The sequence below is a fragment of the Nonomuraea sp. NPDC059023 genome (genome assembly GCF_042740095.1).
Lineage (GTDB): Bacteria > Actinomycetota > Actinomycetes > Streptosporangiales > Streptosporangiaceae > Nonomuraea.
The window spans coordinates 1-23762 of record NZ_JBHYIO010000001.1 but is presented as its reverse complement, the minus strand read 5'-3'; the positions used below and the strand labels follow the sequence as shown (position 1 = coordinate 23762).

Genomic DNA, 23762 nt, shown 5'->3' with positions numbered 1-23762 from the left:
GCGCCCAAAGGCTCCAGGCAAGGTAGCCGACAAAGTTGGCCAGGCCGGCGCCGGCAAACCCGAGAGGCACCAGCACCCCCACCGCGATCGCCGCAGCGGAGGCGAAGCCCAGCGCGGCGAACCAGCGCGGTCAAGGCGGAGGTGAACATGTACGCCGATACCGGTCCCAGATAGCCGTGCAATGAACCTATTTCATCCTCAGGCGGGCTGAGTCGCTCGGTGGTTCTGCAGGACGGCGATGGCTTTGGCCAGATGGCCGGCCTTATGCGGGCAGCAGCGGAGCTTCCGCAGGATGCGCCAGGCCTTGAGCTGGGCGTTCGCGCGTTCTCCGGGTCCGCGCAGCTTGGCGTGGGAGCGGTTGGTCCGCTTCTGGGAGTCGGGCTTGTTCTTGCCCTTGTACGGTGTGATGACGACGGTGGTCTCGGCGCCTTGGTAGCCCTTGTCGGCCAGGGTGAGGATCCCCGCCTTCTCCAACTCTCGCAGGATGCCCCAGACGCGGGCGGCGGTCAGGTCGTGAGTCTTGCCCGGCAGCGCTCCGGAGGTCCATAGGATGGTCCCGTCCGGACCGGCGATGACCTGGATGTTCATGCCGTGCACGCGATGTTTGCCAGAGAAGAAAGGCCGGTCGGCACGCACCCGGTCGGTGTGGATGAGAGTGCCATCGAGGATCACATGGGTCAGCCCGTCCCGAGCCGCTTTCCGTAACGCCTGCGCGAGCTTGGGTGAGCGAGCCGATAGCAGCATCACGGTCTCCTCCACATACCGCCACGCGGTGGTGGCCGACACCCCGAAGCCCGCGCTGATCTCGGCGAATGTCTCGTCCTTGCGCAGATAGACCAGCACCAGCAGGGCCTGCTGGCCGGGGTTGAGGCGCCGCCAGCGCGATCCCATCGCCTTGCGATGCCGCCGGATGATCCCGGCGACGTAGTTCAGCGTTGAGCGCGACAAATCGACCGCAGCGCGATAGAACAGCACCCAGAGTCTCTGGTTGTGGCGGGTCTTGATTGTGGTGATCAACCCGTCTACCAGGGGCTCTTCTACGTCAGGGAGCTCGTCGCGGGCTTCGGGGGTTGGAGGGATGTCGTCGCCTCGCCAGATGCATCCTTCGATCGTGGCGAGGTCGTCGTAGTCGTAGACCGCTTGGCGGCCGACGCGGCCGAGGAGTCGCGCTGAGTAGCGGCGTGCCCATTGCCGGATGGTGATCGGGGAGCGGTCGAGGCGCTCGGCGGCTTGGCGCGCGGTCGCTGGGTGCACGTCTCACCTCCGCAAGGCTCGCGTTAGAGGACGTACTGGACGATTCCGGACGCGCGATCAATGCAAGATTGACGCGGCACGATCAACGCTGACAGACGATCTCGCTTGGTCGCATAGGGCGTTAGGCACGTAGGCGATCTTGTTGCAAGGGCTCTCAGCGCTTCGCGCGTATTCGTGCAGCTCAGGACCGCCAGCGCGGGTGAGGGCATAGAACGCCCGCCGACACGGAGTGTTCACATCCTCACCCTCGCGCGCAACGTAAGCGGAGTCGCTATCGCTTCTGCATCCTGACGCGCCGCTTCCGCGGCAGCACGCCCGACTCAACGCTGTCAGGTTTGTCGGGTGACATTGAATCTGGCCATTGATCATTAAGCAGCTTGGCCAGATTTGATTGGCACAGCTCGCCCGCTGGCCATCAGCCTGGCCACTTTGGATGGCACGTGGCCAAGCACGGCACCTCACAAGGTCAGCAGCCCTATGGCCGCAGCGGCCTGGCGTACCGCTTGCGCAGAATCTCGATCGGGAGCCTGGCAGCCGCTAGCGTCGACAGCGAGCGCGAGATTTGCGGCTTTCGTGTCACTTTGGGTGCGAGTCTCCGCAGTAGTCAGGGGAAAGCCTTTTAATCTAGAAAGATTCATGCCGTATGTGGTCCCATACTCTCCGCATATCTATATTTCGTCTACATTCAGAGGTGTCTAATGTTGACTTGTCGCGCAAAGATGGAAAACTAAAATGGCAAGCCCAGCGGCTCGCGACCGCCGTTCTCAGCTTCGGAGCTCCCGCAGAAGTCGAGCACTTCTGTTCAACGTAATTAGCACGGTACCCCGGAAGGTATCCACCGAGACGTTCAAGAGGAGCGGCATGGCATGGATCCTGATCGCTTCCGGATGTGCCTTTCTGGCATCCGGAATTGTATTACTGAAATTACGTAACAAGAGGTCGAGCAGCTCTGCCGGACGAATCGCGACCGCAGTATGCCTGTTGCTGGCAGTGATGTGGGCAGCACCGGCTAGCGCCGATCACAACGAAGTCACTGATGCCTACAACTACTGGTCGCCAATCCCCTCGAACGATGTCCAGGTCTTCCTCTCTTCTCCCCGGCACCCGGACAGCCGCGACCGCGGTGAGTGCGGCTGGGAGGAGAACATCAACGGGCGGAACTGGAACCGCTACGCAGCTGCCGATGGGTCAAGCAACAACCTATCTCTCTGGGGAAACACGTACGAGGTGGCCGTGAGCCCCAACGCTCGCGACGATAAGTACGAGGAGAGCGTCGACAGGTCCAACCGATGGGGCGCGGACGTCCACATCGTCACACACAGCAACGCCATTGGCGGCTGCCCCAACTCCACTCAATACTTGCTGGTCATGTTCCCGTCGGGCAGCCCCAAGAGCACCGCCTTGACGAACGAGCTCATCGAGGACCTCAATCCAGTAGTACCTGGCGGCAGCAACAAGTGGGACTGTGATGGACTTGCCGAGTGCCACGCGCAAGCGCCGCACCGCGTCTACGTGGAGCTGTTCTTCCACACGAACCAGCAAGCGGTGAACTGGTATCAAAGGGGTGGTCTCGGCCACGGAGTAGCGTGGACTGAAGCCTGGCGATACCGCCTGGCAATCGACAATGTTCTGGACTATCCCCGGCCATGATGAGGACTCGTCCAAGCGCACAGTACGCAAGTCCTACTCGGGAGAATCACGATGGACGGATCAGGAAACCAGTTACGTCGCGCCGCAGTCGCCGTTCTGATAGCCGGCCTGGGAGTCCTGGCGACTGGCATCACCTTGCTGGCGCTTCCCAGCTTCGCCACTGACCGCTCGGAAAGTCCGCTCGACAGCTTCCCGGGCTTCGGAAAATCACCCGAGGCGGAGCTTCGCGACGACACCATCGCCTACTGGGAAGCTTACCAACAAGAGGCGATCATCGCCGCGTGCATGAGCCGCGCGGGATTCACCTACTGGCGTGATACCTCCTTCCCGGAGGCAGAGACAGTGAAGATCGCCAGCGGCCTCAATGCTCCGCAGCCACGAACGGTGACGAAGGAACAGCAAGTGCCGGCGACAGAGCGAAACAGCACCTACGAGGAGCAGCTCGCCCCTCAAGAGCGAGATCGATACACCCGTTCTCGCTACGGAGAGAGCGCAGCGGAGATATCCGACTACAGGCGCACCGGGGCCTTTCCCAAAGGACGAGGTCCAGACTTCGCTGCCCGGGGATGCGTCGGCCAGGCCAAGGCAGCCGTGCCGAGTATCTGGGACACAAAACGTCAGCTCGAAGACGAACGTCAGGTTATGCGGAAGGAGATCTCAGCCTCGGCGCTCAACGCGGTGAAGAGCGACTACGCCGCCTGCGCTCAGCGCGTCGGAGGCATCACGGCGCAAAGCCCGGCCGAGGTTGATGCACATGCCATTCAGGGCGCGGCACAACAGCAGACCGGAGCACGAGTCTTTGGAGCCTGCAACGAGATATGGGCCCGTGGGTATCGTGCCGCTGAGCCGGTCGCTGCTCAACGGTTCATCGACAGAAACGCGGCCGTGCTCACCTCCGCGCAGCAGCGCTACGATGGCGTCATCGCCAAAATATCCCAGGACCGAACATTCCTTCAGTTCCTGGGAGAACAGGCAGCTATCATCCGGGCCTCAGGCGCCGATCGACGGCCAGGAGACTGAGATCATCCGACCGCGTGAGGGTGGAGAGACCGGTGACAAAAGCTTGGCTGATCAGCGTGCTGGTCCTGGGTGCCGCCTGCTCGGCAGGCCCACCGCCCTCCGCCCAGCCAAGCCAGGTACCGAACACCTCCGCAGAAACACGCCCCCCGGGCTCACCGTCCACTGCCCAGCCAAGCCGGGCATCAGGCACTCCCACTGAGACCCAACCAACAGGCCCGCCACCGCTCAATGCCTTGGAACGCAAGGTTGTTGCCGCGTTGGCGGGTCTGAATATACGAGCTCAACGCGCCCAACTTCCCGCAAGGAACGCCGATATCTATGCCGAACTGGGTAGCGGTGCCGTGCTGAAAGTTAGCGCATATCCTGCCGACATCCGGCTACCGGGCGTCCGAGCGGGAAATATGCGTCGCATCCACGGAATCGCTGTCCGCAGGATGAAGTACTCCACAGGTAACACATTCGACCGGTTCACCTGCGGGCAAACCATCTACACCGTGAGCGGAACCGTACCGGCCAGATTCAAAAGCACAGATGCGTTCCTGACGCGCTTGCTTCCCTTGCTGGGCTGCCCGGCGTAGCCGTCGCAGTCTCTCAAAGCATCGGACGAGCTCATCTTGATGTTTACAGGCCTTGGGGCACTCTTCGGAGAACAGCCGGCCACTTCTGCACGACAGCAGCGTCGCATGGCCGCGCCGACACATCACGGTTGAACTCGAACGGCCAGAACAGTCCGCAGCTCACCCGGCTTCCTCGGCGACCAGACCACGCTGCTCCGCCCCCGACACGTGATTTCCGCACGCCCCGCAAATGAATTAGCCCACCGCCCGATCCCAATGAAGATTCCGGTCCCCGCACCGGCAGCGCGCCGGCGTCCACCCCGGCGGCTCATCACCCACCATCGACCGCAGGCGCCGCTCCCAACCGAGCACGCCCGTCACCAGCTCGCGCGGCCCCGCCGGCGCCGCAGCAAGCACCGGCTCCAGATGGTCGACCAAACCACGCCACCGACCGCGACCGCGCCAGCGCACCCCGCGCACCTTCTGGCCGCGGCGCTGCACCCAGCACGGTCCGCGCCTGATCCTCGAACCACAGCAGATCCCCGAGCAGCTCATCCAGCAGCATCGCGTCCGGCGACATCTCCAGCTTCGGCCTCGACCCCGACACCCTCGACCACTTCGACGGCGGTCGGAACCCATCTGACCTCGCCGAGATCACCGAAGCCAGCGCATCCAGCTCCAGCAGCGCCCGCCGCGCCGTCGCCCGACACCGACCGCACACCAGCGGCTCGCCCGGCCGCCACCGAACCTCCGGCATCACCGGCTCCTCGGGCGGCTCCCTCTCGGCATCGTCCCGCACCCAGCGATCCACCGCGTTCGCATGCGCATCCCGCGCCGACAAGAACCCCGACCACAGCTCGCGAGCCCCGTCGTTGCACGGTCCCAGGCACACCTGATCCGACATCACACACCACCTCCCGAGAAGACCCGCAACAGTACAAGATCAACTCCTTTCGTCGTCAACCAAGGCAACTCCCGCCCACCGGCTCCGTCGGTGGCATGCATCAGGGCATGCGAAAGCGCCGCCAACGGGACTGTACGGTTTTCGGCTCTGGCCCGTAATCGGTGGTGGCGCCAAGTGATCACCTGCCAGTCTGAGCCGTGCTGAAGATCGACGATCTTACGGGTGTGGTGTTTGCAGGGCTGTCTGCCCTGGTCATTCAGGGTGTCAATGACGAGGGCCGTCTCATCCGGGTTTTGGCCCGCACTCGCGACGAGCCAGTACCGTGCCCGATGTGCGGGACGTTGACCGGCCGGGTGCATGGCTACAGCAGCCGGACGGTCACCGATGTCCCGGTAGACGGACGGCAGGTGGTGGTGTCAGTACACGTACGGCGTCTGCTCTGCCCGGCGTGGGGATGCCCTCGGCAGACCTTCCGTGAACAGGTGCCCGGGCTGCTGGAGCGCTACCAGCGTCGAACGAGCAGACTCACCGGGGAACTGGGCGCGGTGGTCAAGGAACTGGCCGGCCGGGCGGGTGCACGACTGTCAGTGGTCCTGGCCGTCACGATCTCGAGGTCCACGGCACTGCGCCTGCTCATGCGAGTGCCGCTGCCACCGCTGCGGATCCCGCGCGTGCTGGGGGTCGATGACCTCGCGCTCCAACGCCGCCACCGTTACGCCACCATCCTCACCGACGCCGAGACCGGCGAGCGGATCGATGTCCTGCCCGGCCGCGGTACCGACGTCCTGGAGACATGGCTGTGCTCCCACCCGGGGGTAGAGATCGTCTGCCGCGACGGCTCAGGCGCCTACGGCGAGGCGATTCGACGCGCCCTGCCGGACGCGGTGCAGGTCGGCGACCGGTGGCACCGTGGGCGAACCCCTGCGACAAGACCCTCGCTGAAGTTCGCTCCCACAGCACCTGCTGGGCCACCGTCAACCCGCCCCGGCCCGCCGACATGCGTGAACAGACCACCCGCGAGCGCCGGCAGCAGATCCACGACCTACTGAACAAGGGCGCCGGCCTCCTGGAGTGCACCCGCCGCCTGAACCCGTCCCTGAACACCGTCAAGCGCTACGCCCGCACCCGCGAGCCCGAGGCCCTGCGCCGTGCCCCCCGCTACTGGCCCACCCTCGTCGACCCCTACCGCGACCACCTGCGAGAACGGCGCGCCGCCGACCCGGCCATCCCGGTTCGGCAACTGTTCCGCGAGATCAAAGAGCTGGGCTACACCGGCAGCCTCAACCTGCTCTACCGCTACATCACCCAAGGCCGAGCCGAAGGACAACGGCCTGTCACCACCCCGCGCCGCCTGGCACGCCTCCTGCTCACCCACCCCGACCGGCTCCGCGATAGCGACACCCAACTACGGCAGGAACTCACGGCCGTCTGCCCCGAACTGACCGCACTCGCCCACCATATCCGCAGCTTCGCCGAACTCCTCACCCCGGCCGAGGGCAACGACGCCAAGCTCACCACCTGGATCACCACCCTGCGAGCCGCTGACCTGCCCCACCTGCACGGCTTCGCCAACGGCCTCGAACTCGACCGCGACGCCGTGAACGCCGCCCTCACCCTCCCGCATCGCAACGGCCGAACCGAAAGCGTCAACACCCGCACGAAAAGGATCATGCGCCAGATGCACGGCCGGGCCGGGTTCGACCTTCTTCGCCACCGCATCCTGCCGAAGTGAAGATCACTCGGCGCCACCACCGATTACGGGCCAGAGCCGTTCTTCTTCTTTGTACAGTCCCTGGTGCGAGGAGTCTTGTGGGGCCCAGGTGAGTTGAGCGAGAGGTCCGATTCACGCCAGCGGGAATCCGGGACACTAGAGATGCTCGGGTCATGAGCACGGTAAAGACGTCAGAGACCCAGGTCGGCGGGGAGCAGTCAGGCCGACAGCGAGCTGATGATGCGTGGACGGTCATGGAGAGGTTCTACGCGGCCGAGGCCGCGTACGTGGCCACGGGCGGTTTCGGTAAGGCCAGCTACGAACCCGTTGCTGCTTTGCTGGACCCGGAGGTGGTGCTGTACCAGGCTCCAGGACTGCCGTTCACCGGAACCGGGGTCTGGCGTGGACATGAGGAGATGGAGCGATTTCTGGCCGTTTTCAGTGAGGTCTGGGAGGCGATGGAGTTCCTGGAACAACAACATTGGGGGGACACCAACACCGTCATCGTACGGAATCGGGTCCGCTTCCGGGCCCGCGCCACCGGCAAGCAGGTCGACACCTTGATCATGCAACTGGTCACCGTGCGGGATGGACGCATGCTGGAATGCCGCCCGTTCTATTGGGATCCCCAAGCCATCGCTGAGGCTTGTCGGCTCGACGGCGATGACACGTGACCACGGACAGGCGAACCATCGGGGTTGGGTGTGGATCCTTCTCAGGGATTGGCTGAGCTGGTGTGTTGCGGATGAGTAGCGTCCACTCCGGGTGAGGTGTAGCGGAGCGCGTCTGCCATGCCATAGTCGGTAGGTGAATCACCGCTCCCGCTCCTGGATCCGGCGACGGCTGCGTTCGCTGGCGTGGCTCGAGTTGCTTAACATCCCGTTGCAGGCGGTGATCTGGTTCGGCGTGGTCGGGTTTCCGGTGACAGCGGCGAACAGCGTGGGCTTCGCGCTGTTCACGCTTGTCCTGTTGGAGGGAGCGGGTTACTGGTTCGCCAAGCTTCGTCGGCTGGCCACCCGCTGCGGATCCCTCCCTGGAGCCAGAGCCTTTGCGGTCGCCCGCAGGACCAACGTCGCTGTCTTGAGCATCGGATTGCTCTTCATCGTCTGGACCGTGGTGACCGATCCGGGAGCGGGCAGCTGGCCAGGTCTGGCGTTCGGGTTGTTCGCGGCGCTGGAGCATGTGAACTATTTCCACGTCCAGCTCATGTACGACACCGCCGAGGATTTCCGCTACCTGCGCTCACGCGGCCTGCGTCGCGCCCACCTGGCCCGCGATCTCGCCCTCCATGCGAGATCGCGGCCGTGACCGCTCCGACTGGTGCGGCTTGAACTCCTACGTCTATGTCGAGGTGGCCGCCGCCGGCCGGGGTGCCTGGCTGAGGTAGTTCTTGAGGGGCGAGAATCCCGCTCACGGGGTTGGTTGAGCTGGCGTGTTGCGGGTTCGGCGGGATGAGCGTGTAGTCGTCTTCGACGGTCTGTAGTTGTCCGGCTCGGAGGGCTGCGATGGGGTCTCTGCTGGATGAGCTTGGTCGGCGGGAGGAAGCGGCTCGGGTACGGGCGGAGGAGTTGCGGGAGCAGATCGCGGAGCTGAACCAGCGGTTGGCGGCGGCCGAGGCGGTGGTCGCCCGGTTGGTGACCGCGCGGGAGGTGGTTGGGGAGATCCTGGCCGAGGCGGGACAGCCGATCGGAGGGGAGACCGCGGGCCTTGTCATGGACGGTAACGACGCCGAGGTGGCTGGGGTGGCACCGGCGAACTCGCCGGGGGCCGCGTCGGCGGGCGCTCGGGTGGGTCACCGATCGGGGTGTTGACGGTGCCGCCGTGGCGGGTGGGGATGGATGGTTCGGCGTTGCCGCAGGCGTGATCGATGCGGGCCGGCCGTTGCGGGCCGGGCATCTGGCCGCCGCGCTGGGGTTGGGAGAACGGTCAGGGAAGATCGAGGTGCTGCGGGGCAAGCTCAAGAGGATGGTAGCCCGTGGGTGGCTGACCGAGGACACTCCGGGCATGTTCGAGGTGAGCGGGCAGGTCGTCGAGTCGCAGACCGGTGTGGGCGGGGGTGGTTCGGGTGGGTATGGGTGTTTCGGTCCGGGTTCTTGTCGTGAGGGCTCTTCTCTCTCAGATTCGGTAGTGCCACCGATCGGAACCGGCAGAAAGAAGAGCTCGGTGGAACCGTACGACACCGCGTCGAGAGCTTCCGCAGAGGCTGGAGCACGCGCCACCCAAAAGCCCCGCACTCAGGGACTTTGCGCTCCTACCAGTGGTCGTGTACAGGTACGTCAGGCGGCGGCGCGGTCGCCGGTGCGGCGGCGGCGCAGGTCGGCTTGCTCGAGTGCGGGTGGTACGTAGGCGATGTCGAGCGTGCCCGGGTTCACCCCGGGCGGGACCACCTTGTCGATCTGGTCGAGGGTGTCGTCGTCGAGGGTGGTGCTAGCGCCGGCGAGCAGGTCGCCGAGCTGCGCCATGGTGCGGGGGCCGATGATCGCCGAGGTGACCGCGGGATGGCTGATGACGAAGGCCAGGGCCAGATGGGTGAGCGACAGACCGGCCTGCTTGGCGATCGGGACGAGTTCTTCGACGGCATCGTGGTTGCGCTTGTCGGTCATGTGCTTCGGCACCCAGTGCATGCGGGCGCTCGAGACTTGTTCGTTGCCGTCCTTGCGGTAGCAGCCGGTGAGCAGACCCGAGGCCAGCGGGCTCCAGACCAGCGTGCCCAGCCCGTAACGCTCGCAGACCGGGAGGACGTCGCGCTCGATACCGCGGTTCAGGATCGAGTACGGCGGCTGTTCGGTGCGGAAGCGGGCCAGCCCGCGCCGTTCGGAAGCCCATTGGGCCTCGACGATCTCCGCGGCCGGCAGGCTGGAATGGCCGATCGCGCGTACCTTACCCGCCTGCATCAGGTCGGTCAGGGCGGCGAGGGTTTCCTCGATATCGGTGCCGGGCTCGGGGTGGTGGGCCTGGTAGAGGTCGATGTGGTCGACGCCGAGACGCCGCAGCGAGTTCTCGACCGCGGTGACGATCCAGCGGCGGGAGCTGCCGCGATGGTTGGGGTCGGTGCCCATGGGGCCGTTGAACTTGGTGGCGAGCACCACGTCGTCGCGTCGGCCGCGCAGCGCCTTGCCCACGATCCGTTCGGTTTCGCCGTCACCGCCGTAGACGTCGGCGGTGTCGATGAAGTTGATGCCGGCGTCGAGGGCCCGGTGGATGATGGCGACGCAGTCGTCGGGGTCGGGGTTGCCGAACGGGCCGAACATCATGGTGCCGAGGCAGTAGGGACTGACCTTGATGCCGGTACGGCCCAGGGGGCGAGTGCGCATGATCTGTTCCTTCGAAAAGCGGAGAGCCGGGTGGTCCGAGACGGCCTGCGAAGGCCGCCTCGGACCGGATGAGTGCGTTGGTGGTCAGCCGGCGTACGGGGCGGCGACGTCGAGGATCCAGGTGACGCCGAAGCGGTCGGTCAACATCCCGAAGCCCGGGGCCCACTGCGACGGGCCGTACTTCTCGATGATGTCGGCGCCGTCGGTGAGCTTGTCCCACAGCGCGCCGACTTCCTCGGTGGTTTCGCCGCGGACGGACACGAAGAACCGCTCTCCGGTCAGCGTCATGCCGTGCTCGCGAGTGGTGGCGGCGGGCGCGGCGGCGGCCGGTGCCTGGCTGGGCACGTCGTAAGCCATGATGCTGAAGCCGTTGTCGGCCGTGACCTGGCCGAAGACGATCTTGTCGGCGTCTGGCAGTTCCTTCGGCATGCCGAAGTCGCCGTACGCGATGGTGGTGAGGTGGCCGCCGAAAACGGTCTGGTAGAACTCCAGCGCTGCGCGAGCGTCGCCGCGGAAGTTCAGGTGGGTGGTGGTGGAGATGGCCATGCTGGTGACTCCTTATTGATGTTCCGGGCGCGGTACGCCCGGTATGGACTGGTAAGTCTCGTTAGAGAGCCAGGGAAGGGGGTGTCGGACGGCCGAATCGGGGAGTCCCCACGGTGCTGCCGGAGATCGCCGCGTAGAGCAGCGGTCGCGGGAAGTTGGGGTTGATGGCAATGGTGACGATGTTGGCCGTGAGGTAGCCGAGGCCGACGATGAGGCCGAACAGCAGCGCATCGCCGTAGGTGTCGATCTTCAACGCAGCCATCAGGATCGCGCTCGTGAGGGTGATGACCAGGCTGGTCAGTGGCGGCCCGGCGAGAAAAAGCGGCGAGCTCGGCGCCTTGGCGCCGACCTCGCGGCCGAGGGAGCGGTTGTACGCCTCGGGGAACAGGCCGGCGAACCAGACGCCGCCGAGCAGGGTCAAGGCGATGAAGCCGAGCAGGATCCCGAACCAGTTCAGATTGCCCAGAACATCAAACATGGTGCTGACTCCGTCAGTGTTAAAGGGGGGCCGTCCGGGTCGCGTGGCTGACCGGCTCGATACGAAGGTTCGCAGGGGTAGGTGACAGGATGTGGCACTTACTTCGGGCAGAATGAGGTTCATGCAGAAAACTTCTGCCCGACTGCTGGCTCTGCTGTCGCTGCTGCAGACGCGCCGGGACTGGCCCGGCACGGTACTGGCCGATCGCCTGGACATCAGCCTGCGCACCGTGCGCCGCGATGTCGACCGGCTCCGCGAGCTCGGCTACCCCATCGCCGCCGTAAAAGGCCCCGACGGCGGCTACCGGCTCAGCGCCGGCACCGAACTACCCCCGCTGCTGTTCGACGACGAACAGGCCGTCGCCCTCACCATCGCCTTGCAGATCGTCGCCACCAACCCCGGCAACGGCCTCGCCGAACCCGCCGAGCGGGCACTGAACACCATCCGGCAGATCATGCCCTCCCGACTCCGGCACCGCATCGACGCACTGCGCGTCACCACCGTTGAACGACCCATCACCCGGCCGGCCACCCCGGTCGACGGCGACGTGCTCCTGACTATCAGCGCCGCCGTCCACGCCCGCGAGACCTTGCGCTTCGACTACGGTGCCGAGCCCACGGCCAGACCCCCGCGCCGCGTCGAACCCCACCACGTCATCACCTGGGACGGGCGCTGGTACCTCATCGCCTGGGACCTTGACCGCGACGACTGGCGCACCTTTCGCGCCGACCGGATCACCCCGCGCACCCCCAACGGGCCCCGGTTCACTCCACGCGCACTGCCCGGAGGAGACGCCGCCACCTTCATCACCAGCACGTTCCGCGGCTCTGGCGACGCCTCGGGCAACTGGCCCTGCCAAGGCACAGTGATCCTCGACCTGCCCGTCGCCACCGTGGCCCTCTACACCCGCGAGGGACTCGTCGAGGAGACCAGCCCCGACCGCTGCCGGCTCACCCTCGGATCCTGGTCCTGGCCCAGCCTCGCCGCCGCCATCGCCCGCTACGACGCCGACATCGAAGTCATCGGCCCCGACGAACTCACCGACGCCTTCGAACACCTCGCCCGCCGATTCACCAGAACCGCAACCGGCCACGGCATCGCATCACCAACATTGTGAGTTGCCATGACCCGAAGCCCGGCTGCCGGGATGTCGGCGCTCGGCGCGGGAAAGAGACGACCGCCACAGCAGCTGCCACATGTCGATGCGACACATAGTGCATAGCACCGGTCACAGCGGATCCAACCTCGACCCACCATGATGTCCGTTGCCGCCGGTGCCCTTACTGATCGCAGCCGGAGTGCTGGCTCCGCCCCCTATGAACTTCTCGCAGGCTGGCGCCTGCGCGTGTCCCGGCAGTCGGCGCGGCACACTGAGAGTCAGTTGTTTAGCTCCGGCACTAGCGCCACGATTTTTACGGTGCGAATTTCAGGACGCACTAGAAGCTCGAGCACTTCACGGCTGCCCGTCCTCGTGTCCATGAAGCCGTAGACACGCCCAACGGCTGCCGCTCTCTTCATGGCGTGCAGATCCAGTCCGACCTTCGCAAGATTAATGCTGTCATTTTCCGTGAACTGATGCACCCATTTGCGAAAATCTGCGACTACCGAGCGAGCGCCACAATTGTTATCCCATTTGCTGAGAGCTGAGCATCCGTTCCATCCCGGCCACCAATAGAGTGGTTTTCCGGACCTCTGGATACCAGACAGGAAGAAGCGCTTCATTTCACTGTTGCTGTAAGCGACCACTGACCGGTTCAGTTCTTCTTCGGACAGCGGTTTGGCCAACTCGGCGAGTACGATCACTTGCTGATGGGCGGGAAGGCTTCTCGCTCGCTCTTCAACCGCACGTTTACCTGCGGCGTCATCGCCGGCGCCTCCATTGAAGTCTGCGATATATGGGTGAAGCGGCGAGGCTGGTAGGGCGGGAAAGGTGACATCGCCGAGAATGTTTTGTGTCACCTCAACGACAGCGCTGGGCTTCTCCGAGGCTGCGGCGTTGACATGCGTATCTAGCTCTAGAGCCGTCACCGCTTCAAGCAGGCCGCGTGTGGTGTAGTCATTGCCCCGGTGATATATCCGATACTCGGGATTCGCCACCTGCAGGGCGTTACCCCAGACATAGGGAAGGTTTTTGACTACACCTAGCTGAGGTTTCGTCGTCAGCCAGATGGTTGCGCCCAGCAGTGCCGCCAATAAGATGGCGATGCACTTGTGGCTAGTTTTGGTAAAAATCGCTGCCTCCCTTAGTGTAACCATACCTACATGCCCCAGCGGGTCATGAAGACCCTGCCCGCCGGGCCATCGGCGTGGGCAGCCTCCCCTCACCGTCGGTCAGCGTCGCCGCTCACGAACTGGGTCATGCGGTTGATGACATCGACGCCAAAGCGTCGCAGGAGACGTTCTGGCCAGCGTTGCACGCCCTGCGCGCTGCGCAACTGGCTCCCCCTTAGTGCTCTCCGCGCACGGGCGTGGGGACGAGACGATCCAGGAACGCGGCGACCGCGTGGAGATCGGATCACCCCCACTGGCGTGGCGACGAGCAACGCGGCTGGAGGCGAGCGGGCGCCACCGACGGCCCGTGCACTCTGGGGTTGGGTTCGACGACGTCGGGTAACAGCGCGTCGCCCCGCGGTGAAGTAACGAGGGGACGACGAAGGGTGTCAATCCCCAGAAAGCGTGGAGACGGTTCTATGCCACAGCGGTCCTCAGCAGGGCCGATGAGGCTGTCCTCTTCTCGATCATGTGGCGTTCGAATGTGATGGGCGGATCAGCCCGGCCGTACGCAAGATCTTCAGGGGTGGGAGATCGTCGGTGCGGTCAGGTCGAAGGCGCCGGTCAGGTCGCACACGCACGCCTCGCCGCCCTCATGCGAGCCGATCATCGACAGCAGGCACAGCCGTACCGGGTCGACCACGGCCTTGAGCAGGACCGCCAGGTCGGCCGCGTCGCTCTCAGTCAGTGGCTCGCGGGCGATCGGAGCGCAGCAATGGATCGTCACGGCGGCTATCTCGGCAACTCCCTGATTAGACAGCTATCTAAACTATAGGCGATGGTAGGCGACCAGCGCGAACGCGCTCAGCGTGCAGGCCAGGGCCACCAGCACCATGACCGTCAGAGAGGACGATGCTCTTCGGGTTCGGCCCAGCGCTCGCTGAAGATTCGGCGCTTCAACGGTGGTACGGCCTGGCAGACGCGGAAGAACGTCCGGGCGAAGACGCGCTGGGTCCTGCTGGCCGAGATGCCCATCTTGGCGTTGGCCAGGGCCTTCTTGGTGGCGGCGAAGCCGTACTCGCACATCTGCCGCTCGTAGGCCGCGATGGTCTCCAACAGCGGTTGCTCACCGCGGGCGGCCGCAGACAGGCGGGTGGTGAGCAGCTGGGCGTCACGCATCGCGGTGTTGCCGCCCTCGCCTCCTGTCGGCAGCATGCTGTGGATCGCGTCTCCCAGCAGCGTGACGGTGGAGCTCGGCCACGGTTTGACCGGCGTGGAGGTCTTGAAGTCGAACAGCTCGATGTCCCCCGGACGCGATTCGCCAACCATGCGCAGCAGGCCGGGATGCCAGCCGCCGATCATCCGCTCGACCATCGCGCGCAGCCCGCCACCGTCCAGTGCGGCGGCTCCTGCCGGGTAGGCGTCGCGGTGGGCGACCATGGCCCACAGGACGTAGTCGGAGTCGGACGCGTCACGCAGGAACGTCTCCGGGTCGAGGCCGATCTCGCGAAGCTGCTCGCCGAGCGACTCCAGCGCCTGATCGGCGCGCATCCTGCGGTTGAAGACGGCGGTGAACATCGCGTGCCTGGGTGGGCCGAAGATGATGTTCATCCCGGCAGGGACGCGCTCAGGCAGCCACTGCCTGGACTCCGGCGTGAGGTAGAACTTCCCGCCGACCGCCACCGCGCCGCTGTCCACGCGCTCGGCCTGAGGGAGCCGCTGTCGCCGTACGCGAGAGTTGGCGCCGTCGGCGCCGACCAGCACGTCGCCCTCGGCGGTGCTCCCGTCCGAGAAGCGGGCCAGGACCCGGCCGTCGTCCTTGACGTCGTAGCCGACGAACTGCTTGCCGAACTGTACGGCGTCGCCGAGCCCCGCCAGTAACAGGCGGCGAAGGGTGATGCGGCTGACCGCGTGGTGACCCTCTTCGGGAGCGGTACGACCTCCGGTGACCAGGTCGGCCTCGATCAGCGCCAGCGAGTCGAGGTGGTAGGTGAGGAAGGCCATGCCCTCGCCGGGGTCGCCCGCGGTGGCGACGAAGGCGTTCCAGACGGCGGGCGGCAGGCAGGCGTGCAGTGCCATGCTGCCCACGGTGTTGACGTGGATGCGATACCCCTGGGTGCGGTCGGTGGGGCTGTGGTCGCGTTCGTAGACCGCGACGCTCACCCCCTCGCGCATCAGGCCGTTGGCCAGGCACAGGCCGCCGATGCCGCCGCCGATGACGATCACGTGCATGATCAGGTCCCTTCGAGGAGGTTTTCGAGTCGGGAGAGCACGTCCTGCGGGTCGTCGGGGATCAGGGTCAGACCCTTGACGACGGCGATGATGAGCGCCGCGTGTTCCGGTGCGGTGCGGGTGGCCAGCGCGTGCCGCCAGCCCGTCTCACCGCGGTCGACGATGGCCCTGATCTCCGGCTCGCGCAGCGCCCGCAGGTCGATCTCGCGCAGCACGACGAACAGCTCAGGCTGCTCTCGCATCGCCTGCCCGAGCAGGTTCAGGTGCTCGGCGAGGGTGGAGCCCGGCAGCCTCAGGCGGCCCGTGGCGTACTCCACGACCGCCGCGATCAGGTCCTTCTTGGTCGGGAAGTGGTGGTGGAGCGTCGAGTGGTCGATGCCGACCTCGGCGGCGACCGCGCGCAGGCGCAGCCCCTCGAAGCCGGTGGCGGAGATGCAGCGGAACGCCGCCTCGACCAGTTCCTGCCTGCGTTCCTCCGCCATACTCCACCTCTCTACCAACCAGTTGGTGGAGAGCCAATCATGGATGTACGACGAGGGTCAATCGACAGCCCGCGCGACAGCGTGATCGCCTTCGACCTGGTCGACGGTCTCATCGCAGCGCTGGGTCACTGATGCCGCTCCGGCCTCCGGTCTCGGCGGGGCGGGAAGCTCGCGGCGCAATGCCGCCTCGGCCTGGACCTCCGTCGCCATCTCGCCCTCGTATGGGCGATCATCGAGCTGCCTGTGACCAGATCAGGCGCAGGGGGTGGCCGTCTTGACTTCGTTTTTGCCACTGGCCTGGGCCGGGACGTCGTGGTGACGGCGAGCTCTGAAGCCGGTGGACGGGGCGATCAACGATGCGGGGCGCTGTCCCGATCGAACAGGTCCCTGGCCGACACCCGCAGCGCATCTGCGATCTGGAAGACCTTATCGAGATGCGGGCTGAACATGCTCTTGCGGAAGTCCAGTTCACGGTTCACCCCCACGCCCGTGGGGGTGAACCGTCTCGCGCTGAGGGCGAGTATCGAGACGTTCCCTCGTCCCCACGCCCGTGGGGGTGATCCGTGTAGGACCAGCTAAACCTGCTGCCTGCGTGCTCGTCTCCACGCCGTGGGGGCGATTTAGCACGCGCGCTGGTCAGAGTCGCAGGTGTCAGCCTCGTTCTCATGCCGGATGACTTCCCCCGCAACGCCTACCGGGTAGGCCGCCGTGCTCGGCCCGTGCTCGTCCGTCCCGGCACTGCGCCTGCCGAAATCTACGTCCGTGCAGTTCAAGCGGCGTGTGAGTATTCGTGGAGGATTCCTCCGAGTCGGTCGTGTCGGCGGATGTTCAGGGCTGTGATGCGCGTCGGGTCGGGTGCGGCGCGGAGTGGGGCGGCCTGGTCGAGGGCTTGATGGGCGCGATGTTCGTTGTAGAAGCGTTCGTACTCGGCCAGGGCGTGGCGTAGGTGGTGTTCGTTCCAGATCAGGCAGCGGTCCAGGAGTTCGCGGCGGCAGGTCTGCACCCACCGCTCCATGATGGAGTTCATCCGCGGCATTCGGATGCCGGTGAGCACGGTCTGGATGCCGATGTCGGCGAGGATCTCGTCCATGAGAGCGGGGAACTTGCCGTCCCGGTCTCGAATCAGGAACCGTGCCCGACAGCCAGAGTCCTCCAGGTCCATGACGAGGTTCCTGATCGTCTGGGTGACCCAGGCCGCGGTTGGGTGGGTGGTGGTGCCGAGCACGCGGATGCGTCTGGTGGCGTGCTCGATGACGGCCAGGATGTACTGGCGCTGCCCGGTAAGGGTGACGGTCTCGATAAAATCGCAGGCCAAGAGCGCGTCGGCTTGCGAGCGCAGGAAGTCGGCCCAGGTGATGGATGCCCGCTCGGGCGCCGGGTCGATGCCTTCCTGCTGGAGGATCTCCCAGACCGTGGATGACGCGACCTTGAGGCCGAGCGTGGCGAGCTCGCCGTGCACCCGCCGATATCCCCATGCCGGGTTCTCCCGGACCAGACGCAGGACGAATGCGCGGATGGAGTGGACCGTGGGCGGGCACCCTCGCCGCTTCGGCCGGCAGGTCCGGGCATGGTGCCGTTTCACGATCTGGCGGTGCCGGCGCAGGATGGTGTCCGAGCGGACAACAAGCCGCAACCTGCGCAGGACCGCACGCGGCAGTGGGGTTAGGAGCGCCGCCAGGAAGAAGCGGTCCTCAGGAGCGAACCTCACCCGCACATCGGCGCCCAACTGCCGCTCCAAGACCATAACCTGGTGACGCAGCGCGAGAATCTCGACATCCTTGTCCCGATCACTCATCGGCAGAAGCCGTAGCGCTGCGAAGGCGTTCGTGACGGTCAGATAGGCCAAACGAAGAAGCACGAACGATCATCATGCCGCACCGGTGCTCCTCCACAGACGGGCGAGGAGCACCTACACACCCCGAGGCTTCGCAAGGCCATGACCTGGCCGGACGGGATTTCGGCAGGCGCAGTGCCCGTCACACCGGATCAAGCCCGGGGATTACCGGCAGGATCAGCCGGGAGGGACGCTCCGGACCGTGCCAGATCTCGTTGTGAGCCACCCGCAGCTCGGTGCCGTGGACGATCGATCCGCCGGTGTTCTGGTTCCGGTCGTACTTCGGGAAGGCACTCGACGAGATCTCCAGCCCTACCCTGTGCCCGACGCTGAACTCGTGCGCGGTGCTCCACATGTCGACCTCGACGCGGTACACCACGCCCGGCCGCAGAGTGAGCTCCGTGGCGAAGCCCTCCCGGTAACGTGCGCGGACGATGCCGTCGCAGAGCCGGCGCCGTACACCGTCGGGCCCGACGTCGACGAGCTTCGCGGTGAAGTCGGTGTCGGGCGCGTCGCTGCCGACGAACAGCTCGGCGCGTACGGGACCGATCACCGTCAGCGGCTCCCCGAGCTCCGGCCCGAGATAGACGAGCACATCGTCGCGATCTTCGACCTCGGCGTAGTCGTCGGGACCGCCGATCTGCATCGACGTCGGCTCGGTGAGGAACGGCACCGGATCGGCGGGGTCGTATCGGTACGTGTCCGTCGGCTCCTCCGACGCAGGGGCGTCGGTGGTCAGTCGCCCGCCGCCGCCACGCGTATTGGCGTCACCCGCGCTGCGCAGGTACAGCGACGTCCACACGGTTTCCGGCAGCGGCCATTCATCGGCGTCACGCCACTCCCCGCGACCCATCAGGAACAACCGTGCGCGCGCCTCCCGGTCGACGCCGTTGTCGATACCCCGCAGGTGGTGGTCCAGGAAACGCAACTCGAGTTCCGTTACTTCGACGTCCTCGGCATGGTCGCCGAAGTCGACGTCGCCGATCTTCCGGCCGCCCGCGCGACCGGCGTCGTGCCCCCAGGGGCCCATCACCAGCCGTTGCGCGCGCCGCGCCTTCTCCGTGGGTGCCTTCGAGACCATGGCCGCGAAGTTCCGCAGCGTTCCCGGTTGGACGTCGTCGTACCACCCGGTGATGTGCAGCGCCGGAACGTCCACTACGGACAGTTTCTGCTGATAGGCGAGCGGGGCCCAGTACTCGGTGTCGCCAGGGGCGTGTCCGATGTCCGCCCGCCAGGCGGCGCTAACGAATCCGGCGGCCTCGTCCATGGTGTACAGCGGAAGGTGGCTGTAGACGGCGTTCCAATCGATTCCGGTCACGTTCTGCAGGGCACGACGATCGACCATCCGGTACCAGCAGACCTCCTGCGGAAGCCGCGTTCCGGTCGGGAAGTCCACGAAAGGATCCGAGGGTGTCGCGTACGCGACGATCGCCCGCAGATGCGGAGGCTTCTCCAGCGCGGTCAGCCATTGGGCGTGGCCGGAGTAGGAACCACCCCAGCTCGCGACGCTGCCATCGCACCAGTCCTGCGCGGCCACCCATTCGATCACGTCATAGCCATCCCGGTCTTCGTTCCGGTACGGCTCGAACACGCCGTCGGAATCGCCGCGGCCGCGGACGTCGTAGATCAGGACCGCGTAGCCCCGCTCCACCATGAGTGCCGCCTGCGCGGGACGCCTCGGGTCGTTCTTGCCGTAAGGCGTGCCGAGAACGATCGCGGGCGCCGGTGCGTCGCCGGCCGGGCCGTACCGGTCGGCCGCGAGGGTGATGCCTTCACGCAGCGGGACCGTCAGGTTGTACAGGTTCTTCACGTGAGCTCCCCGAGTACTCGGACCAGGCTCCCGCCGACGTGGTGAAGGCCGGTCATCTCGCCTCCTTCAGAATCCGCCGCAGGGCGACCAGTCCGGCGCCCACCTGCACGGCGACCACCTCGCGCAGCGGAAAGGGATTCCCCTCCGACACCATGCCCGCGGCGTGGCACGCCTGGTCGAACAACGCATCGGCTTCCCGGACGGTCGCCCGGAGGACCGGCGCCTGGTTGCCGGTGGCGAGTTCGGCCCGGAGCAGCCGTCGCAACTGCCCGAGACCGCGCATCCGGATCATGTACGGGGTTATCGCGCCGACGAAGGCTTCGCCGACCGCGGCGGGACGCTCGTCCATCGCTTCGGCCGCGGCCCGCATCCCCTGCCCCAGCAAGGGAGCGAGCCGGACGAGTGACTCGGCCGAGGCGGCGAGGGGTGACCCGCAGCGCAGCGCCGGGCGGACCGCCGCCATCAGGCCGGCGAGTACGTCCGACGCTTCGGCCATCTCCGTGGCCGCCTGACCGAACACCTCACCCACCGTCCGGCCGGAATCGGCATCATCCGCCGCACACGGGTCGTTCCACATCGGAATCTCGGTGACCAGGGTGGTGGTCCCGTACTGGGCGGCCCAGTGCCCACTGGTCGCGCCGACTTCGGCGATCCCGCCATCGATCAACTCCGCGGGCGGGAGGAGGTAGACCCCCTTACCGGGGCTGTCGAGCCCCGCCACGGCCGCGGAGTCCATCGCCAGAGGAACGGCGGTCTGGCCGGTGAACGCCAGCAGGTCCTCGGCGAGCCCCGGTACGTCATGGTCGAGGACGTAGAAGACGCCACCGAAATCGCAGTTGTGCAGGGAGTACTGGAACACCGGACGCAGGTCTTCCAGGATCCGCATCACCGCCTGGGTTTCCGGCAACGGCCTGTCGTAGTAACCATTCTCGGAGAAATTGGGGAACGTGAAGTCGACGTCGTCCACCGGCGCCGGGCGGTGGAGATGCTCGTGATAGTCCCGAATGGAGCGTGGCCCGGCGAACCACCCTTCGTTCATCCTGGCGGCGTCGGGGTTGGCCCAGGGCAGGAAATGCCACGTCAGGTCGTCGCGCAGTTCGGCGTGCTCGATCACGAGCCGGGCGAGGTGGCTGACCGTCAGAGCGCCATACGGCTCGTTCGCGTGCGGGCCGCCCAGGATGAGGACATTCCGCTCACCGTGCCCGATCGACAGGACGCGGAGTGGATCGCCCAAACGGCTCGTCCCGTAACGGCGCCACCGGCACAGGTCCCCGTTCGCGGCCCCCAGCGTCTCGAGTTCGTCAATCAGGTCGTCGACCGTGGGGATCTCCGTCCAGTCCGGGATCGTGGTGAGGTATTTCGTGAGGTCGTCGGGGATCATGTGTCTCCCTGTGAATGTTGGTGGTCCAGGAGGGCTGAGGGTGGCTGCGCCTCGGGGAGATAGAAGGTCACAGAATGCGGGACGACGTGCCGGCGTTGCCTTGCCACGCGGGCGCCAGAAGCCGCGCGACGATCCGGCCGGTGGCCGGGGCGAGGGTCATTCCGAGCGTTCCGTGGCCGGTCGCCACGACGACGTTGCCCGAGTCACCGCCGAAGCGACGGATCACGGGCAGCCCGCTCGGGGTCATCGGGCGTGCGCCGCGCCACGCGGTGTCCACTTGATTCGAACCCATGCCCCACCTCACTTGGCGTTGCGGGTTAGGTGTAATACCTTACACCTCAAGTGTCAAGCGTTTACGCGACCTTCGGCAGCTCCACGACGAGAAGGGAAATCGGTGACGAGCACTTCAGAAGGGGTCCTGAGCGCGGAGGACGTACGGCACCGGAGCCCATGCCCCGGGCCAGATCCGGGCCGTACCCGCCGTCGGGCCGCTGACCGCGTTGACCGTGTGCGACCTCGTCAGTAAGGCAACGCGATACCTTATACCTCAGACAGACGGCTTCGACGATCAGGGAGTCTTCTATGTCCCGTCCCGGCCCCACGGTCGCACCCGGCACCGGGTTGCGGCGACAAAGTCTTCGCGACGATGCCGGCCAGGTGATCCGCGCCCAGATCGTAGCGGGCGAAATCCGCCCGGGGGCGCTGTACGCGATCGGCCAGCTGGCCGAACAGCTACAGGTGTCGATCACCCCGGTGCGGGAGGCGCTGCTCGACCTGGCCAAGGAAGGCTTGATCGAAATGGTGCGCAACCGGGGCTTCAGGATCCGAGTCATGACCGAAGCCGATCTCGATCAGATCATCCAGATCCGGTTGATGCTCGAGGTCCCGGCCGTCCGTGAGATCGCCGCTCGCGGGCTCGTCGACGACTTCGCTCCCCTGCGCGGCCTGGCCGCGCGTACCGAAGAGGCCGCGATGACGGGGGACTGGGTCGGTTTCCTCGGAACCGACCGGGAACTCCACCTCACCCTGCTCGGCCACCTGGGAAACCCCCGGCTGGTCGACATCGTCGCCCAGCTACGCGACCAAGGCCGCCTGTACGGCCTGGACCACGTCGCGGGCACGCAGGACTTCATCGAGTCCACACGAGAACACGATGCGTTGCTCGACGCCGTCGAGTCCGGAAAGGCGGACGAGGCGGCCGAGCTGATGAGCACGCACCTTAAACATGCGCGGGGGATCTGGGCGGGCATCGCGGAAGCACGCTCGGAGCACTAGGAGTACTTCGTCGGTTCGCGATGGCGACGTTCTGGGCAGGTAGCCTAACCGCGCCCGGTCGCTGTTGGGCTGGTCAAGCGCAGCTCGGTAGGGCGCCGTGACGAGGCCGGCCGGTCTTGAGTTCGCGTTGATGGCTGTCACTGCTCATGTGCTGAGCAGGAAGCCGGTCAGCAGCGGCGCCAGCACCCGCGGTGCGGCGACGTGGGGCTGGCCCGGCATGACGTGATGGCGTCCGTCGGGCATGGCGGTGGCGAGCTGGGCGCCGGTTTCGATCATCCATGGGAAGCTGTCGCCGCCACACAGCAGCAGCGCGGGGATGGCCACGGTGGCGGCCTGTTCTGCTGGGGTGGCGCCGCCTCTGCTGCTCGCGCTGACCACCTCGAACGGGTCGTGCGGCAGGGTGTGGGCGACGGCCTGCACGGCGGGGTCGTGGCTCATCTGCTCGACCATCTGCTGCGGCATCCCGGTGGGCGTCAGGAAGGCCGCGATGGCCTCGGCTTTGCGGTCCTGGGCGAGCAGGGCGCGGATGGATTCGGCCTGTTCGCGTCCGGCCCGCTCTTCGGCGGCCTGCCGTTCGCGCTGGTCTTCGCCGGCGTGTGCGGGGGTGAAGGGCGGCTCGTGCAGGATGAGCTTGGTGATGGGCAGCCCGGCGGTGGCCGCGTGCAGGGCGAGGGCCGCTCCGGAGGAATGGCCGTAGACCGCGGCGCTGCCACCAGCGCCCTCGATGAGGGCGGCGAGGTCCTCGATCTCCCGCTGGACGCTCCAACCGGCGATGCCGCCGCTGTCGCCGCGCCCTCGCCGGTCGTAGGCGATCGCGGGAAGGCGGGGCGCGAGCTCCTCGGCCAGCGCGGTGAGCGAGGTGCGGTCGCACAACGCCGCTGTGATCAGGATGAGCGGCAGGCCGTTGCCGCCGAAGCGCTGGTAGGCGATGGGTGTGCCGTCTGCCGAGATCACCTTGGTCATCATGATCCTCCGGTGTCGATGGGGTTCGGGACATGGGGAGGCACAGATCAGGAGCGCTGTCACTGCGAACGGTCGCCGGCGCCCAACGTTCCGGCCGGCCTGCTGGGCCGGCTCACGCCGTAGGCGGCCAGGAACACCCG

The 23762-nt window shown here is 66.3% G+C and carries 20 protein-coding genes and 2 pseudogenes; 8 read left to right on the top strand and 14 right to left on the bottom strand.

The genetic code is table 11. From position 1 onward, the window contains the following. Positions 1-198: 198 nt before the first annotated feature. Positions 199-975 carry a transposase family protein gene (locus tag ACFWYW_RS00110; protein WP_379620257.1) on the bottom strand — a complete coding sequence of 259 codons (777 nt, stop codon included), beginning with the start codon at positions 973-975 and terminating at the stop codon, positions 199-201. 1140 nt (positions 976-2115) lie between these two features. On the opposite strand from ACFWYW_RS00110, the gene ACFWYW_RS00105 reads away from it, so the two are divergent. The 6 genes and pseudogenes from ACFWYW_RS00105 (at position 2116) to ACFWYW_RS00080 (ending at position 8907) form a co-directional block, all read left to right on the top strand. Continuing rightward, positions 2116-2904: a hypothetical protein gene (locus tag ACFWYW_RS00105; protein WP_379620030.1), complete on the top strand. Its 789-nt coding sequence runs from the start codon at positions 2116-2118 to the stop codon at positions 2902-2904. 51 nt (positions 2905-2955) lie between these two features. Then, entirely contained in the window at positions 2956-3924 is a 969-nt protein-coding gene (locus ACFWYW_RS00100; RefSeq protein WP_379620028.1) for a hypothetical protein, read from the top strand. A gap of 1688 nt (positions 3925-5612) precedes the next feature. Further along, a pseudogene (locus tag ACFWYW_RS00095) lies at positions 5613-7117 on the top strand (ISL3 family transposase). Between the two features lie 152 nt (positions 7118-7269). Further along, a complete protein-coding gene (locus ACFWYW_RS00090) occupies positions 7270-7770 on the top strand; it encodes a nuclear transport factor 2 family protein (RefSeq protein ID WP_379627137.1) in 501 nt (166 codons plus the stop codon). Between the two features lie 133 nt (positions 7771-7903). Then, complete coding sequence (locus tag ACFWYW_RS00085) at positions 7904-8404, top strand: hypothetical protein (RefSeq protein WP_379640882.1); 501 nt, start codon at positions 7904-7906, stop codon at positions 8402-8404. Between the two features lie 197 nt (positions 8405-8601). Beyond that, complete coding sequence (locus ACFWYW_RS00080) at positions 8602-8907, top strand: hypothetical protein (RefSeq protein ID WP_379627141.1); 306 nt, start codon at positions 8602-8604, stop codon at positions 8905-8907. A 465-nt stretch (positions 8908-9372) separates the two neighbouring features. Here the strand turns inward: ACFWYW_RS00080 and ACFWYW_RS00075 are convergent, their stop codons facing one another. The 3 genes from ACFWYW_RS00075 to ACFWYW_RS00065 form a co-directional block, all read right to left on the bottom strand. Then, entirely contained in the window at positions 9373-10410 is a 1038-nt protein-coding gene (locus ACFWYW_RS00075) for an aldo/keto reductase (RefSeq protein ID WP_379627143.1), read from the bottom strand. 84 nt (positions 10411-10494) lie between these two features. After that, positions 10495-10956 carry a VOC family protein gene (locus tag ACFWYW_RS00070; protein WP_379627145.1) on the bottom strand — a complete coding sequence of 154 codons (462 nt, stop codon included), beginning with the start codon at positions 10954-10956 and terminating at the stop codon, positions 10495-10497. Between the two features lie 61 nt (positions 10957-11017). Beyond that, positions 11018-11434: a DUF1761 domain-containing protein gene (locus ACFWYW_RS00065; RefSeq protein WP_379627147.1), complete on the bottom strand. Its 417-nt coding sequence runs from the start codon at positions 11432-11434 to the stop codon at positions 11018-11020. A gap of 121 nt (positions 11435-11555) precedes the next feature. Between ACFWYW_RS00065 and ACFWYW_RS00060 the strand changes: the two genes are divergently transcribed. Beyond that, complete coding sequence (locus ACFWYW_RS00060) at positions 11556-12551, top strand: helix-turn-helix transcriptional regulator (protein ID WP_379627149.1); 996 nt, start codon at positions 11556-11558, stop codon at positions 12549-12551. Positions 12552-12811: 260 nt separating this feature from the next. On the opposite strand, the gene ACFWYW_RS00055 is transcribed toward ACFWYW_RS00060, so the two are convergent. The 9 genes and pseudogenes from ACFWYW_RS00055 to ACFWYW_RS00015 form a co-directional block, all read right to left on the bottom strand. Then, positions 12812-13627: a hypothetical protein gene (locus tag ACFWYW_RS00055; protein ID WP_379627151.1), complete on the bottom strand. Its 816-nt coding sequence runs from the start codon at positions 13625-13627 to the stop codon at positions 12812-12814. 572 nt (positions 13628-14199) lie between these two features. After that, positions 14200-14408, bottom strand: a pseudogene (locus ACFWYW_RS00050) (ArsR/SmtB family transcription factor); the annotation flags it as partial. A gap of 137 nt (positions 14409-14545) precedes the next feature. Further along, entirely contained in the window at positions 14546-15877 is a 1332-nt protein-coding gene (locus tag ACFWYW_RS00045; RefSeq protein ID WP_379627153.1) for an FAD-dependent monooxygenase, read from the bottom strand. A 2-nt stretch (positions 15878-15879) separates the two neighbouring features. Then, a complete protein-coding gene (locus ACFWYW_RS00040) occupies positions 15880-16359 on the bottom strand; it encodes a TetR/AcrR family transcriptional regulator (RefSeq protein WP_379627155.1) in 480 nt (159 codons plus the stop codon). A gap of 350 nt (positions 16360-16709) precedes the next feature. Beyond that, complete coding sequence (locus ACFWYW_RS00035) at positions 16710-16838, bottom strand: hypothetical protein (protein ID WP_379627157.1); 129 nt, start codon at positions 16836-16838, stop codon at positions 16710-16712. Positions 16839-17128: 290 nt separating this feature from the next. Then, a complete protein-coding gene (locus tag ACFWYW_RS00030) occupies positions 17129-18205 on the bottom strand; it encodes an integrase core domain-containing protein (protein WP_379627159.1) in 1077 nt (358 codons plus the stop codon). Positions 18206-18335: 130 nt separating this feature from the next. After that, positions 18336-20003, bottom strand: coding sequence for a CocE/NonD family hydrolase (locus ACFWYW_RS00025; protein ID WP_379627161.1), 1668 nt, complete (start codon positions 20001-20003; stop codon positions 18336-18338). Positions 20004-20055: 52 nt separating this feature from the next. Further along, the gene (locus tag ACFWYW_RS00020) at positions 20056-21384 is read right to left on the bottom strand and encodes a M14 family zinc carboxypeptidase (protein ID WP_379627163.1); all 1329 of its coding nucleotides are present in this window, start codon (positions 21382-21384) and stop codon (positions 20056-20058) included. Positions 21385-21451: 67 nt separating this feature from the next. After that, the gene (locus tag ACFWYW_RS00015; protein ID WP_379627165.1) at positions 21452-21676 is read right to left on the bottom strand and encodes an FAD-dependent oxidoreductase; all 225 of its coding nucleotides are present in this window, start codon (positions 21674-21676) and stop codon (positions 21452-21454) included. A gap of 290 nt (positions 21677-21966) precedes the next feature. Between ACFWYW_RS00015 and ACFWYW_RS00010 the strand changes: the two genes are divergently transcribed. Beyond that, positions 21967-22659 (top strand): GntR family transcriptional regulator, encoded by a 693-nt coding sequence (locus ACFWYW_RS00010; protein ID WP_379627167.1) that lies wholly within the window; start codon positions 21967-21969, stop codon positions 22657-22659. 144 nt (positions 22660-22803) lie between these two features. On the opposite strand, the gene ACFWYW_RS00005 is transcribed toward ACFWYW_RS00010, so the two are convergent. After that, positions 22804-23613, bottom strand: a complete 810-nt coding sequence (locus tag ACFWYW_RS00005; protein ID WP_379627169.1) for an alpha/beta fold hydrolase — start codon at positions 23611-23613, stop codon at positions 22804-22806. Positions 23614-23762: the final 149 nt, after the last annotated feature.